We start from the raw sequence: 13,942 nt of genomic DNA on the forward strand, positions 1-13,942 counted from the left end.
CCGACCGCACCGTGTGCGCCGCACGGCGCAGGCACCGGTAACCCGTTCGGCCGTACGCGGCATGCGCCGTACGCGGTACGGCCGAACACTGGTGGCAATGCTCGCGTAGAGCCGGACGAGGAGGCAGCCATGGGCTGGTTGTGGGCGATCATCGTGGGATTCGTGCTCGGCTTGATCGCCAAGGCGATCATTCCCGGCAAGCAACACATGCCGCTGTGGCTGACCACCATCTGCGGCATGATCGGCGCGATCGCCGGCAACGCGATCGCCCGCGCGGCCGGCGTCGAGGCGACCTCCGGCATCGACTGGTGGCGCCACCTGTTCCAGCTCGTGGCGGCGATCATCGTCGTCGGCCTCGGTGACGCGGCCTACACGGCGGTACGCGGCAACAAGCGGCGCGAACGGGCCTGACCCGGCCCCGGACGGGCATCGGGCACGGTGAAGGGGCGGTCTCCGGCAGCCGTGCGGCGCCGGAGACCGCCCCTCGCGCGTGCGCGCCCGCTCAGGCGCCGGTGATCTCCACCGCGGCCAGGTTCTTCTTGCCGCGGCGCAGCACCAGCCAGCGCCCGTGCAGCAGGTCCTCCTTGGCGGGGACGGCGTCCTCGCCGGTGACCTTGGCGTTGTTCACGTAGGCGCCGCCCTCCTTCACCGTGCGGCGCGCGGCGGACTTGCTGGCCACCAGGCCGACCTCGGCGAGCAGGTCGACGACCGGGGCCGGCTCGGCGACCTGGACGTGCGGCAGCTCGGAGAGGGCCGCGGACAGCGTCCGCTCGTCCAGCTCCGCCAGGTCGCCCTGGCCGAAGAGGGCCTTGGACGCGGCGATCACGGCGGCCGTCTGGCCGGCGCCGTGCACCAGCGTCGTCAGCTCCTCGGCCAGCGCACGCTGCGCGGCCCGTGCCTGCGGACGCTCCTCGGTCTGCCGCTCCAGCTCCTCCAGCTCCTCGCGGGAGCGGAAGGACAGGATGCGCATGTACGCCGAGATGTCCCGGTCGTCCACGTTCAGCCAGAACTGGTAGAACGCGTACGGCGTCGTCATCTCCGGGTCGAGCCAGACGGCGCCGCCCTCGGTCTTGCCGAACTTGGTGCCGTCGGCCTTGGTCATCAGCGGCGTCGCGTAGGCGTGGACCGTGGCGTCCGGCTCGAGGCGGTGCAGCAGGTCCAGGCCGGCCGTGAGGTTGCCCCACTGGTCGCTGCCGCCCTGCTGCATCGTGCAGCCGTACCTCCGGTAGAGCTGGAGGAAGTCCATCGCCTGGAGCAGCTGGTAGCTGAACTCCGTGTAGCTGATGCCCTCGGAGGACTCCAGGCGCCGGGCGACGGAGTCCTTGGTCAGCATCTTGTTGACCCGGAAGTGCTTGCCGATGTCCCGCAGGAACTCGATCGCCGACAGGCCCTCGGTCCAGTCGAGGTTGTTGACCATCACCGCGGCGTTCTCGCCCTCGAAGGACAGGAACGGCTCGATCTGGCCGCGCAGCCGCTGCACCCAGCCCGCGACGGTCTCCGGCGAGTTCAGCGTGCGCTCCGCGGTCGGGCGCGGGTCGCCGATCTGACCCGTGGCCCCGCCGACCAGCGCCAGCGGCCGGTGCCCGGCCTGCTGGAGCCGGCGCACCGTGAGCACCTGCACCAGGTGCCCCACGTGCAGGGACGGCGCGGTCGGGTCGAAACCGCAATAGAACGTGACGGGACCGTCCGCGAGCGCCTTGCGCAAAGCGTCCTCGTCGGTGGACTGGGCGAACAGCCCGCGCCACTTCAGCTCGTCGACGATGTCCGTCACGGTTCTCGTGTCTCCTACGTGCTCATGGGGGCTTGACGATCTTCGGGCAGTCGGGTGACGGCCGACTACGAGGTTATACGCCCTGACTGACAGAGCTCATATTGAAATCGGGGACCCGCAGCGCCGGCATCGCGGCCCTGGTGAACCAGTCGCCCCACTCCCTGGGCAGCGTCTTCTCCGTGCGCCCGGCCTCCGCGGCCCGCCCCAGCAGGTCCACCGGCGACTCGTTGAACCGGAAGTTGTTCACCTCGCCGACGACCTCGCCCTGCTCGACGAGATAGACGCCGTCCCGGGTCAGTCCGGTCAGCAGCAGCGTCGCCGGGTCGACCTCGCGGATGTACCAGAGACAGGTCAGCAGCAGCCCGCGCTCGGTGCCTGCCACCATCTCGTCCAGAGAGCGGTCGCCGCCGCCGTCCAGGATCAGGTTGCCGATCGCCGGCGCCACCGGCAGCCCGGTCAGCTCGGCGCCGTGCCGGGTCGTCGTCAGCCGGTGCAGCTCACCGTCCCGGATCCAGTCGGTCGCCGCCACCGGCAGCCCGTTGTCGAACACCGACTGGTCCCCGCCCGAGGAGTGCGCGACCACGAACGGCGCGCTCTCCAGACCGGGCTCGTGCGGATCACTGCGCAGGGTCAGCGGCAGCGCGCCGATCCGCTCGCCGAGCCGGGTGCCGCCGCCTGGCTTGGAGAACACCGTGCGCCCCTCGACCGCGTCCCGCCCGGAGGCCGACCAGTACTGGTAGATCAGCAGGTCCGCGACCGCGGTGGGCGGCAGCAGCGTCTCGTACCGTCCCGCCGGCAGCTCCACCCGCCGCTCGGCCCAGCCCAGCCGTACGGCCAGCTCGGCGTCGAGTGCCGCCGGGTCGACGTCCTTGAAGTCCCGCGTGGCGTGCCCCGCCCACGCCGACCGGGTCCGGTCCGGCGACTTGGCGTTCAGCTCCAGCGTCCCGTTCGGCTGGTCGTGCCGCAGCCTGAGCCCCGTCGACGTGCCGACGTACGTCGAGGTCATCTCGTGGTTCGCGAACCCGTACAGCTCCCGGCCACCCGCACGCGCGCGTGCGAACGCCTCCCCGAGCGCGGGCGCGAAGTCGGCGAAGACGGCCGACGAGGTCTCGGCGGGCGCGTCGGTGAAGTCCGGTGACGCCGGCCCGCCCGTGACGAGCGGCTGCGCGTCCTCGGCCGGACCGGCACCCCGCGCGGCGGCCTCGGCGGCACGCACCAGGGGCTCCAGCTCCTCCACGGTCACGGCCGAGCGCGAGACGACCCCGGACGCCGTGCCCTGCTGCCCGTCGACGGTGGCGACGACCGTCAGCGTGCGCCCGCGCGTGACGCCGTTGGTGGTGAGCGCGTTGCCCGCCCAGCGCAGGTTGGCGGTGGACTCCTCGTCGGCGATGACGACGCACCCGTCGGCCCGGGACAGCTCCAGCGCCCGCTCGACGATCTCGTGCGGCTTGTTGGTGCGGACGCTCATCGACCGGCCTCCTGGGTGGTGTTCAGAATGTTGACTCCCTTGAAGAGGGCGGACGGGCAGCCGTGCGAGACGGCCGCGACCTGGCCCGGCTGGGCCTTGCCGCAGTTGAAGGCGCCGCCCAGGACATACGTCTGCGGGCCGCCGACGGCCGCCATGGACCCCCAGAAGTCGGTGGTCGTCGCCTGGTACGCCACGTCCCGCAGCTGCCCGGCGAGCCGCCCGTTCTCGATCCGGAAGAAGCGCTGACCGGTGAACTGGAAGTTGTAGCGCTGCATGTCGATGGACCACGACCGGTCACCGACGACGTAGATCCCGCGATCGACACTCCCGATCAGATCCTCGGTCGACAGCCCGGCGGGATCCGGCCGCAGCGACACGTTGGCCATGCGCTGCACCGGTACATGCGCGGGGGAGTCGGCGTAGGCGCACCCGTTGGACCGCTCGAACCCGGTGAGCCTCGCGATCCGCCGGTCGAGCTGGTAGCCCACCAGCGTGCCGTCCTTCACCAGGTCCCAGGACTGGCCCTCGACGCCCTCGTCGTCGTACCCGACGGTCGCCAGGCCGTGCTCGGCGGTGCGGTCGCCGGTGACGTTCATCAGCTCGGAGCCGTAGCGCAACTTGCCGAGCTGGTCGAAGGTGGCGAAGGAGGTCCCGGCGTAGGCGGCCTCGTAGCCGAGCGCGCGGTCCAGCTCGGTGGCGTGCCCGATGGACTCGTGGATGGTCAGCCACAGGTTCGACGGGTCGACGACCAGGTCGTACAGCCCCGCCTCGACGCTCGGCGCGCGCATCTTCTCGGCGAGCAGCTCCGGGATCCCGGCCAGCTCCGCGTCCCAGTCCCAGCCGGTCCCGGTCAGGTACTCCCAGCCCCGCCCGGCCGGCGGCGCCAGCGTGCGCATGGAGTCGAACTCGCCGCTGGAGTCGTCCACCGACACGGCGGTGAGCACGGGGTGCAGCCGCACCCGCTGCTGCGTCGTCACCGTCCCCGCGGTGTCGGCGTAGAACTTGTTCTCGTGCACGGTGAGCAGCGAGGCGTCCACGTGGTCGATCCCGTCGGCCGCCAGCAGTCGCGCGCTCCAGTCGGCCAGCAGCGCCGACTTCTCCGCGTCCGGCACGGTGAAGGGATCGATCTCGTACGCCGAGACCCAGGTCCTGTCGGCGTGCACGGGCTCACCGGCCAGCTCGACCCTCTCGTCCGACCCGGCCGCCTTGATCACCTGCGCCGACAGCTTCGCCATCGCCACCGCCTGCGAGGCGACCTTGGCGGCGGCGTCCAGGGTGAGGTCCACGCCGGACGCGAAGCCCCACGTACCGCCGTGCACCACCCGCACCGCGTAGCCGAGGTCGGTGGTGTCCGAGGACCCGGCGGGCCTGGCGTCCCTGAGCCGCCAGGAGGCGTTGCGCACCCGCTCCAGACGGAAGTCGGCGTGCTCCGCACCGAGGGCACGCGCACGGGCGAGGGCGGCGTCGGCGAGGGCGCGTAGGGGGAGTGCCGTGAAGGCTTGGTCGATGCTGTGAGGCACCTGCGTCTCTTTCTGTCGACGTGACCGGTCGTCTGCCGCGACACCGGGGGCTGCGCCGCATCATGTCGCGTCGGCGGTCCGGCGACCACACCTTTCCGGTCGCACCCGGGGACCGGTTCTGTAGGGACCCGACAGACAGCCCCGTAAGCCACTGTGGGTGCCCGAGTCTCTGACGGAGGCCGGGGACCGATAGATTTTCGAGGAAGCCGCCTGCCGTCGCCGCCCGCCGCACGGGTGACCGGACGGGTGGACGACCGCTAGGGAAAGGGTGATCCGTTGAGCCGCTCGGTTCTCGTCACCGGAGGAAACCGGGGCATCGGCCTCGCCATCGCCCGCGCTTTCGCCGACGCCGGCGACAAGGTCGCGATCACGTACCGCTCGGGTGAGCCGCCGGAGGGCTTCCTGGCCGTCAAGTGCGACATCACCGACAGCGAGCAGGTGGAGCAGGCCTACAAGGAGATCGAGGAAACCCACGGTCCCGTCGAGGTCCTGATCGCCAACGCCGGCGTCACCAAGGACCAGCTCCTGATGCGCATGTCGGAGGAGGACTTCACCTCCGTCGTCGAGACCAACCTCACCGGCACCTTCCGCGTCGTCAAGCGCGCCAACCGCGCCATGCTGCGCGCCAAGAAGGGCCGCGTCGTCCTCATCTCGTCGGTGGTCGGGCTCCTCGGCTCGGCGGGGCAGGCGAACTACGCCGCCTCCAAGGCCGGTCTGGTCGGCTTCGCGCGTTCCCTCGCCCGTGAGCTGGGGTCGCGGAACATCACTTTCAACGTCGTCGCGCCGGGCTTCGTCGACACCGACATGACCAAGGTGCTCACCGACGAGCAGCGGGCGAACATCGTGTCGCAGGTGCCGCTGGGGCGGTACGCGCGGCCGGAGGAGATCGCCGCGACGGTGCGGTTCCTCGCCTCGGACGACGCCTCGTACATCACTGGAGCCGTCATCCCCGTTGACGGCGGACTGGGAATGGGTCACTGATCACCATGAGCGGAATTCTCGAGGGCAAGCGCGTCCTGATCACCGGAGTGCTGACGGAGTCCTCCATCGCCTTCCACGCCGCGAAGCTGGCCCAGGAGCAGGGCGCCGACGTCATCCTCACCGCGTTCCCGCGGCCCACCCTGACCGAGCGCATCGCCAAGAAGCTGCCGAAGCCCGCCAAGGTCATCGAGCTGGACGTCACGAACGAGGAGCACCTCGCCCGGCTCGCCGACATCGTCGGTGAGGAGCTGGGCGGCCTCGACGGCGTCGTGCACTCCATCGGCTTCGCCCCGCAGGACGCCCTCGGCGGCAACTTCCTCAACGCGCCGTTCGAGTCGGTCGCCACCGCCATGCACGTCTCGGCGTTCTCCCTGAAGTCGCTGACCATGGCCTGCCTGCCCCTGATGCAGAACGGCGGTTCGGTCGTCGGCCTCACCTTCGACGCGCAGTTCGCCTGGCCGCAGTACGACTGGATGGGCCCGGCCAAGGCCGCGCTGGAGGCCACCAGCCGCTACATGGCCCGTGACCTCGGCAAGCAGAACATCCGCTGCAACCTGATCTCGGCGGGCCCGATCGGTTCCATGGCCGCCAAGTCCATCCCGGGCTTCAGCGAGCTGGCCTCCGTGTGGGACAGCCGCTCCCCGCTGGAGTGGGACCTGAAGGACCCGGAGCCGGCCGGCCGCGGCATCGTCGCGCTGCTGAGCGACTGGTTCCCGAAGACCACGGGCGAGATCGTTCACGTCGACGGCGGTCTGCACGCCATCGGCGCCTGACCGGACACCTCGCCGAGGGCCCGCATCCCGTACGGGAGTGCGGGCCCTCGCGTCGTCACCGGAGGCAGTTCACCGGAGGCGGCTCACCGCAGCGGCCCTCCGACGCGGCCGGGGCGGCGCGGGTCAGTCGCCCGAGGGCGGACCCTACAGCCCCGGACGGCACACGAACGGATAGGCGGCCGCCTCCTCCGCCGCCGTCGCCGCGTCACCCGCGCGGATCGCGTCCACCAGCCGGCCGTGGTCCATGTGCATCGCCGGGGACATGCCCTCGCCCACGTCGCCGCGCAGCCAGTCCCGCAGCACCTCGCTCAGGTCCGCGTACATCGCGGTCATCACGTCGTTGTGCGAGGCGGCCACGACCGCCAGGTGGAACGTGGCGTCCGCCGCCACGAACGCCTCCGCCTCACCCGACTCCCAGGCCTCCTCCCTGCGCAGCAGCAGGGCGTCGATCTGCTTGAGGTCCTTCTCCGTACGCCGCTCGGCGGCCAGGCGTGCGGCGGCCGACTCCAGCGTGGAACGAAGCTCGGCGATGTGCCGGGGTTCGGCGTCGGCGAAGCGGCGCTGCATGACGCCGGCCAGTTCACTGGTCGCCACGACGTACGTGCCCGAGCCCTGGCGGATGTCCAGCAGTCCGTTGTGCGCGAGCGCGCGGACCGCCTCACGGACCGTGTTCCGGGCGACGCCGAGCTGCTCGACCAGTTCGGGCTCCGTGGGGATGCGGGAGCCGACCGGCCACTCGCCCGAGGCGATCTGCTGCCGCAGCGCCGCGATGACCTGCTCGGACAGTGCCGAACGACGGGGATGGCTCAGTGGCATGGCTCACCTTCGCACACGAGTGGACCACCAATCATCCCATGATTCTATGATGGGTCTCATGGCTAGTGACGAAACCCGGACGGAAACCCGGACGGAAACGGAGACGGCGACCGGCACGGAGCCGCGTGCCGAGACGCGTACCCACGCGCGCGCGGGGGGCGGCATGCGCGAGGTACCCGGCGAGGCGCCCGCCACGCGCGCGTGGACGACGTGGACGACCCGGCTCCTCATCCTCGGCATCGTCCTGGCCGCGGTGAACCTGCGCCCCGCCATCACCAGCCTGGGCGCACTCCTGGAAGAGGTCCGCGACGGGCTCGGCATGAGCGGCAGCATCGCCGGCCTGCTCACCTCCGTGCCCCCGCTCTGCTTCGCCGTCTTCGGGGTCACCGCCCCCCGGCTGGCCCGCCGCTTCGGGCCCGGTGCGGTGGTCTGCGCCGGCATGGTCGCCATCACGGCGGGCCTGCTGATACGCCCGTACGCCGGCGGCACGGGCGGCTTCCTGGCCGCCACCGCCCTGGCGCTGATGGGCATCGCGGTCAGCAACGTCCTGATGCCGGTCATCGTCAAGCGCTACTTCCCCGACCGCGTCGGTTCCATGACCGGCCTGTACTCGATGGCCCTGGCCGTCGGCACCTCCGTCGCCGCCGCGGCGACGGTGCCGGTGACGAACGCGCTGGGCGGTCACTGGCAGCCCGGTCTCGCGGTCTGGGCCGTGCTGCCGGCGCTGGCCGTCGTGCCGTGGATCCCCTTCGTACGGAACCGCGAGGCGCCGACGTCCACCGCGTCGTCCGCGCCGTCGCCGCGGCGGGAGAGCGAGCAGGCCGCCGAGAAGCCCGCCGAGCAGCCCCCGCTGCGGATCACCCGCAGCCGTACGGCCTGGGCGCTCGCCGTCTTCTTCGGCCTCCAGGCCACCGCCGCCTACATCACGATGGGATGGATGGCGCAGATCTTCCGTGACTCGGGCGTGTCCGCCGGCACCGCCGGGCTGCTGCTCGCCGTCATCATGGTGATGGGCGTGCCGCTCGCCTTCGTCATCCCGCGCGTGGCGACCCGCCTGCCCCACCAGGGCCCGATCGTGCTGGTCCTGGGCGTGTGCGGGCTCGCCGGATACGCCGGTCTGTACTTCGCCCCGGTCGGCGGGGCCTGGGCCTGGGCCCTGCTGCTCGGCGTCTCCAACTGCGCCTTCCCGCTCGCGCTGACCATGGTCGGCATGCGGGCCAGGACGGGAGCGGGCGTCGCCCAGCTGTCCGCCTTCGCGCAGAGCACCGGCTACCTGATCTCCATCCCGGGTCCGCTCCTGGTGGGCGTGCTCTACCAGCACAGCGGCGGCTGGGGGCTGCCGATCGCGCTGATGAGCGCGCTGATGGTGCCGCAGATCGTGGTGGGCGTCATGGCGGGGCGCGACCGCACGGTGGAGGACGAGGCGGCCCGCTGACCCCGGCGGGCGGCGCGTCGGTCCCGTTGGGCGGCGAGTCGGTCCCGGTGGCCGACCCGCCGGCCCGGCAGGCCGGTGGCCCGCCGGGAGCGGTCCCTGCCGGGGATGCGAGACTTGCCGTATGCCAGTCCTCGATCCGAACCCCCAGCACGGCCAGAAGAAGATGCTGATCGTCTTCGGCGCCTTCCTCGTGATCTTCGTGATCATCGGCGTCATCGCGACGATCGCCTCGCCGTGACGCCGCCCTCGTCGACCGGAGGGTGGGGTTAACCCCCCGTCCCCTAGGGGGCGAGGGTCAGGGTCGAGTGGGTGGACCTCCGGATGGGCCGGGCCCCGAGGATTCCGTAACTTCGAGATGTGTCCGCGGCAGGCGGGCCGCGGAGCACGGACCACGCCCGAAGACCAGCGGAGGCACTCATGTCGGCCCCTACCCACACCCGGCCTCTCCAGGCGACCCGGGGCGGCGTCGACATCCGGCTGCCCTGGTGGGCCCTGGCCCTGCCCGTGCTCGCCTTCGTCGCGCTGCTCCTGCTCATACTCAATCCCGCCGACGCCCACGCGGCCGCGGAGCAGCCCGCGATCGCCCACCTGCTGGAGCGGGTGGAGCAGCTGACCGCACGCTGAGCGCCGACCGCGCTCTCCCACGCGCGTCCCGGCGGTGAATCCGCATGTCAACTCCCAGAGCCCTGTGGCCTGTTTCATGCGAAGCTGGATGCCATGAGCGTCGCAGAACCCCGCAGGATTGTTCTCTTCCGGCATGCGAAAGCCGACTGGCCACAGGTGAGCGACCACGAGCGGCCGCTCGCCGACCGGGGCCGCATGGACGCCGCGGAGGCCGGGCGTCGGCTGGCGGATACCGGCGTGCCCTTCGACCAGGCCCTGTGCTCCACCTCGGTCCGGACCCGGGAGACCTGGAAGCTCGCTGTCCAGGAGTTCCCGCACCGGCCGAAAACCGTCTATGAGGAGCGGATCTACGAGGCCTCGCCCGGCGAGCTGATCGCCGTGCTCAACGAGACCCCCGACGACCTGCGGAACGTGCTGGTGATCGGCCACAACCCGGGCATGGAGGCACTGACCGAGATCCTGGCCGGCTCGGCCGAGGACGAGGTCCGTGAGCGGATCAACCGCCGGGGCTTCCCGACGGCCGCCTTCGCCGTACTGACCTTCACGGGTTCCTGGAAGGACGTGGAGCCCGGCACGGCCGCCCTGGTCGACTACTGGGCGCCGACCGACTGATCCGCACCCACGGCACAGGGGCCCGGCACCTTCGCGGTCCGGGCCCTCGCCGCGCCGGGCACCCGCCCGTGCTTCCGGTGGCTCGTCCGTCCCAGCCCGTCCGTCCCGTCCCGTCCCGTCCCGTCCGCTCCGTCCCGTCCCGTCCCGCTCCGCTGTTCCGCCGGGTCAGAGCCGCTCGGGGGGCAGACCGAGGCCCTCGCCGAGACCCTCGTCCAGCGTGTCCGCGGCCTCCACCTCCTCGCGGGTGATGCCCAGCAGATACAGCACCGTGTCCAGGAACGGCACGTTCACCGCCGTGTGCGCGGCCTCGCGTACCACCGGCTTGGCGTTGAAGGCGACCCCGAGCCCGGCCGCGTTCAGCATGTCCAGGTCGTTGGCGCCGTCGCCGATCGCCACGGTCTGCGACAGCGGTACCCCGGCCTCGGCGGCGAACCGGCGCAGCAGCCGCGCCTTGCCCGCCCGGTCCACGATCTCTCCGGTGACCCGGCCGGTCAGCCTGCCGTCGACGATCTCCAGCGTGTTGGCCTGCGCGAAGTCCAGCCCCAGCTGCTCCTGCAAGGCGTCGGTGACCTGGGTGAAGCCGCCGGATACAACCCCCACCTGGTAGCCGAGCCGTTTCAGTGTGCGGATCAGGGTGCGGGCACCGGGCGTCAGCCGCACCTCGGCGCGCACCTTCTCCACCACCGAGGCGTCCAGCCCCGCCAGCAGGGCCACGCGCGCGTGCAGCGACTGCTCGAAGTCCAGCTCCCCGCGCATCGCGGCCGCCGTCACCTCGGCGACCTTGTCCTCGCAGCCGGCGTGCGCGGCGAACAGCTCGATGACCTCGTCCTGGATCAGCGTGGAGTCCACGTCCATCACGACCAGGCGCTGCGCCCGCCGGTGCAGCCCCGCCGCGACGACCGCGATGTCCACGCCCAGTGCCGCCGCCTCGGTGGCCAGCGTGGTACGCAGCGGCTCGGTCTCCACACCGGACACCGCGAACTCGACGGCGGTCACCGGATACTTGGCCAACCGGAAGATACGGTCGATGTTGCTGCCCGACTCGGTGATCCGGGCCGCTATGGCGGCGGCCGCCTCCGCGGTGAGCGGGTGCCCCAGCACCGTGACCAGGGAGCGGCCGAGTCCGCGCGGCCGGTTGTCGCCGATGCCGGAGATGATCTCCGCCTGCAGCTTCAGCGACTCCGCCCAGCTGTGGACGGTCGCCCGGAGATCGCCCTCCAGGCCGCGGGGCGGCTCGGTCACGAGCGCGCACAGCACGATCCGGCCACGGGTGACGACCTGCTCGATGTCGACGACATCGACGGAGTAGGCGGCGAGGGTGTCGAACAGGCCGGCCGTGATGCCCGGCCGGTCCTTGCCGAAGATCTTGACGAGAAGCGTGGGAACGTCAGAGGTCTGCGTAGCGCTCATGGTGTTCCCACCGTATCCGGCACCCGGTGCCGCCCGCCTCTGAGGTCCGCCTGACGGACAGCCGGTGCGGGGACGCGAGCGAGGTGGTGCGCGGGGGGCCGCACTGACGGGTGGCAGCCGGGGTGCTCGGTGCGGGGACGCTGTGGAGCGGGCCGGGGCGGCCGCCCCGGTGGCCGTACGCGTGGGCCGACCGGAGCCGGCCGCACGGTCCCTCTGCGCGCCCGCGCGGTGTGGCGTCGGCGTTCGCGCGTCGGTCCGTGCGCCCGCGCGGTGTGGCGTCGGCGTTCGTGGTGCGGTCTGCGCGCCCGCGTGGTGTGGCGTCGGCGTTCGTGCTTCGGGCGTGGAGGCAGGGGAATGGTCTCCCCGGCCGCGGCAGTCCTTCACTGCCCGTCCCGGGGCCGCCGCGGTGGTGCGGGAGGCGGGGGAGGCGGGGGCGGAGGGCCCTCGCCCCAGGGCCGGGACGGGGGCCGTTCCCCCGGCCGCGGCGGCCGTCGCGGCGTTCCCGGCGGCGGGGCGAGCGGCCCGGCGACCGTAGGGGCCCCGTACACGTCCTCGTCGGCCTGCGGGTCCGCCCCGCCGGCCTCCTGTCCTGCCTCGTGGCCGTACTGGCCAGGGCCACGGTCCGGACGGGCCGCGCCACTTCCTCCCTGCCGTGCCTGCTCCTGTCCTGCCTCGTGGCCGTACTGGCCAGGGTCACCGCCCCGACGGCCCTGGCTACTCCCTCCCCTCTCTCCCCGACGCGCCGGGCCCGCCTGCCCCCGCCCCGTGCCGTCGGGCGGCTGCGAGCCGGGCAGCGTACGGCAGGGCTCCGGCAGCGGTCCCGCCTCGCGCGGCCGTGCGTCTTCGGGTTCTCCCGCTCCTGGTGCTGTGCCGGATCCCGGCCCCGCCGCCCCCTCCCGCGACCACAGGTAGGGATTGGTACCCGGGTCGGGCGGCCGGTGCGGCGTACCCGGCCGGTACGGTCCCGCGGGCGGCCCCGCGTACACCGCACTGTCCGCACCGACGCCCACCGTCACCGCCCCGGCACTGAGTGCCAAGCCCGACGCCCGTGCCCCCGCCGCCCCGCTCACCCGCGCCAGCAGCGCCCCGGCGGCCCCCGCACCCGCGCCCCACACGGCACCCAGCAGCACGGCCGCGCCGAGATGTCCGCGCAGGTCGAGGCCCGCGCCGAAGGCGTCGATGCCGAGCACCGACAGGGAGGCGTCCACGGACACCTCCGTGAGCCGGACCAGCAGCGGCAGCGTCAGCGCCCCGGCGACACCCAGCCGCAGCGCACAGCGCCCGCAGAAGGCAAGGGACGACCGCGTGTCGAAGGGCGTCCGTACCGCCGTCAGCACTCCGGCCAGCAGCATCATCAGTGCCGCGCTCACCCCCAGCAGCCACACCCGCCCGTCCAGCTCCGCCAGCCGCCCCAGCGTGACCGGCTCCTCGGCGCCGGAGCCGAGCAGGTCGTCCAGGGGGGCCGGGAGAACGCCGGCCAGCGCACCGGTGGCCCGCCCGTCCCACGGCACGAACAGGCCGATGGGGATGCCCAGCCAGACCCCGTTGGGCGCGCCCAGCAGCGCGGCTCCCGCGATCCGCCGGGGATGGTCGTCGCCGATCGCCGCGTAGGCCGCCGCCGCGCAACCGGCCGCCACCGCCGTCAGCGCCACCGTGACCAGGGCGGACACGGCCGGCCGCACCACCCGGTGCACGACCTCGCACCCACGCGGCAGCGGAGTGCGGCGCGAGGCGAGCAACGCGATCAGCAGCACCCCGGCGGACCAGACGAGACCGCCCAGCAACGTCGGCGCGGTGTCGACGGTGAACCCGACGGCGGCCCGGGCGTCGACGAGGTCACCGATCCGGTCGGGCAGCAGCCCGCCGATGTCGCCCACGTCACCGAGCCCCGGAATCTCCAGCCCGCCGCCACCACCGCCGTCACCCCCGCCGGGCAGGTCGTCGAGTCCGAGCGAGGCGCCGTCGATCGTGATGACGTCGTGGCCCGCCCACGCCAGCCCGCCCGTCATCGCCACGAAAAGAGCGAGCACCGCGCCCGCCCGCGCGAGGAGTTCGGCGGGGGAGACGACAACTCCGGCCGCCCGCAGGGAGCGCAGGAAGAAGAACGACAGGAACAGCGCGCCGACCAGGCTCACTCCCAGTGGCGTGATCTCGATGGCCGTGTGCGCCTCGGCCCCTTTCAGTCCGAACGCGGACACATCACCGGCCGGCGTGACCGAACCACCCGCCCCGAGTGCCACGACCGCCGCGGTCATCGGCCCCAGCGAGCCCGCCGCGTCCGCGTCCAGCAGACGCAGGCCGAGCGCCGCCGTCCCCGCCATGCCGATCAACGCCCAGCTCACGGAGGCGATCGCGGACAGCAGTACGTCGCCCCACGGCACACGGGTGCCGCAGCCCTCGGTTTTGACGCTTGCGGACGCGCTCATGGCAGACCCCCCGATCCGCTGCGCGGTCAGGTTGCCGCGCATGTCCCCCTCGCGTGGAATACCACTCTCCGGGCAGGTTTCAACCCCGTCAACGGGAACGGCCGAT

At 72.5% G+C, this 13,942-nt stretch carries 13 protein-coding genes; 7 read left to right on the plus strand and 6 right to left on the minus strand.

Features of this window, described 5'->3' with window-relative positions; all coding sequences use genetic code 11:
* The first annotated feature begins 129 nt into the window (after nucleotides 1-129).
* Nucleotides 130-411: a GlsB/YeaQ/YmgE family stress response membrane protein gene (locus ABS735_RS08670; RefSeq protein WP_373902290.1), complete on the plus strand. Its 282-nt coding sequence runs from the start codon at nucleotides 130-132 to the stop codon at nucleotides 409-411.
* A gap of 91 nt (nucleotides 412-502) precedes the next feature.
* Here the strand turns inward: ABS735_RS08670 and tyrS are convergent, their stop codons facing one another.
* From tyrS to ABS735_RS08685, 3 genes are all read right to left on the minus strand, one after another.
* Complete coding sequence (gene tyrS, locus ABS735_RS08675) at nucleotides 503-1,771, minus strand: tyrosine--tRNA ligase (protein WP_373902291.1); 1,269 nt, start codon at nucleotides 1,769-1,771, stop codon at nucleotides 503-505.
* A gap of 73 nt (nucleotides 1,772-1,844) precedes the next feature.
* Complete coding sequence (locus ABS735_RS08680; RefSeq protein ID WP_373902292.1) at nucleotides 1,845-3,239, minus strand: metallopeptidase TldD-related protein; 1,395 nt, start codon at nucleotides 3,237-3,239, stop codon at nucleotides 1,845-1,847.
* Entirely contained in the window at nucleotides 3,236-4,759 is a 1,524-nt protein-coding gene (locus ABS735_RS08685) for a TldD/PmbA family protein (RefSeq protein WP_373902293.1), read from the minus strand. The genes ABS735_RS08680 and ABS735_RS08685 overlap by 4 nt, the downstream gene beginning before the upstream one ends.
* 276 nt (nucleotides 4,760-5,035) lie before the next feature.
* On the opposite strand from ABS735_RS08685, the gene fabG reads away from it, so the two are divergent.
* Complete coding sequence (fabG, locus tag ABS735_RS08690) at nucleotides 5,036-5,740, plus strand: 3-oxoacyl-[acyl-carrier-protein] reductase (RefSeq protein ID WP_052841913.1); 705 nt, start codon at nucleotides 5,036-5,038, stop codon at nucleotides 5,738-5,740.
* A gap of 5 nt (nucleotides 5,741-5,745) precedes the next feature.
* Nucleotides 5,746-6,513: an enoyl-ACP reductase FabI gene (fabI, locus tag ABS735_RS08695; protein WP_373902294.1), complete on the plus strand. Its 768-nt coding sequence runs from the start codon at nucleotides 5,746-5,748 to the stop codon at nucleotides 6,511-6,513.
* A 144-nt stretch (nucleotides 6,514-6,657) separates the two neighbouring features.
* Here the strand turns inward: fabI and ABS735_RS08700 are convergent, their stop codons facing one another.
* Nucleotides 6,658-7,329: a FadR/GntR family transcriptional regulator gene (locus tag ABS735_RS08700; RefSeq protein ID WP_373902295.1), complete on the minus strand. Its 672-nt coding sequence runs from the start codon at nucleotides 7,327-7,329 to the stop codon at nucleotides 6,658-6,660.
* A gap of 163 nt (nucleotides 7,330-7,492) precedes the next feature.
* On the opposite strand from ABS735_RS08700, the gene ABS735_RS08705 reads away from it, so the two are divergent.
* The 4 genes from ABS735_RS08705 (at nucleotide 7,493) to ABS735_RS08720 (ending at nucleotide 10,000) form a co-directional block, all read left to right on the plus strand.
* Nucleotides 7,493-8,764 (plus strand): CynX/NimT family MFS transporter, encoded by a 1,272-nt coding sequence (locus tag ABS735_RS08705; RefSeq protein ID WP_373902336.1) that lies wholly within the window; start codon nucleotides 7,493-7,495, stop codon nucleotides 8,762-8,764.
* A 121-nt stretch (nucleotides 8,765-8,885) separates the two neighbouring features.
* Nucleotides 8,886-9,002: an SGM_5486 family transporter-associated protein gene (locus ABS735_RS08710; protein ID WP_373902296.1), complete on the plus strand. Its 117-nt coding sequence runs from the start codon at nucleotides 8,886-8,888 to the stop codon at nucleotides 9,000-9,002.
* Between the two features lie 179 nt (nucleotides 9,003-9,181).
* Nucleotides 9,182-9,388 (plus strand): hypothetical protein, encoded by a 207-nt coding sequence (locus ABS735_RS08715; RefSeq protein ID WP_373902297.1) that lies wholly within the window; start codon nucleotides 9,182-9,184, stop codon nucleotides 9,386-9,388.
* A gap of 93 nt (nucleotides 9,389-9,481) precedes the next feature.
* Nucleotides 9,482-10,000, plus strand: coding sequence for a SixA phosphatase family protein (locus ABS735_RS08720; RefSeq protein ID WP_373902299.1), 519 nt, complete (start codon nucleotides 9,482-9,484; stop codon nucleotides 9,998-10,000).
* Between the two features lie 165 nt (nucleotides 10,001-10,165).
* Here ABS735_RS08720 and serB read toward each other — a convergent pair whose 3' ends face one another.
* Nucleotides 10,166-11,410: a phosphoserine phosphatase SerB gene (gene serB / locus ABS735_RS08725; protein WP_373902301.1), complete on the minus strand. Its 1,245-nt coding sequence runs from the start codon at nucleotides 11,408-11,410 to the stop codon at nucleotides 10,166-10,168.
* Between the two features lie 380 nt (nucleotides 11,411-11,790).
* Nucleotides 11,791-13,836: a streptophobe family protein gene (locus ABS735_RS08730; RefSeq protein ID WP_373902302.1), complete on the minus strand. Its 2,046-nt coding sequence runs from the start codon at nucleotides 13,834-13,836 to the stop codon at nucleotides 11,791-11,793.
* Nucleotides 13,837-13,942 lie beyond the last annotated feature (106 nt).

It is taken from the genome of Streptomyces sp. MMCC 100, assembly GCF_041538145.2.
Classification (GTDB): Bacteria; Actinomycetota; Actinomycetes; order Streptomycetales; family Streptomycetaceae; genus Streptomyces.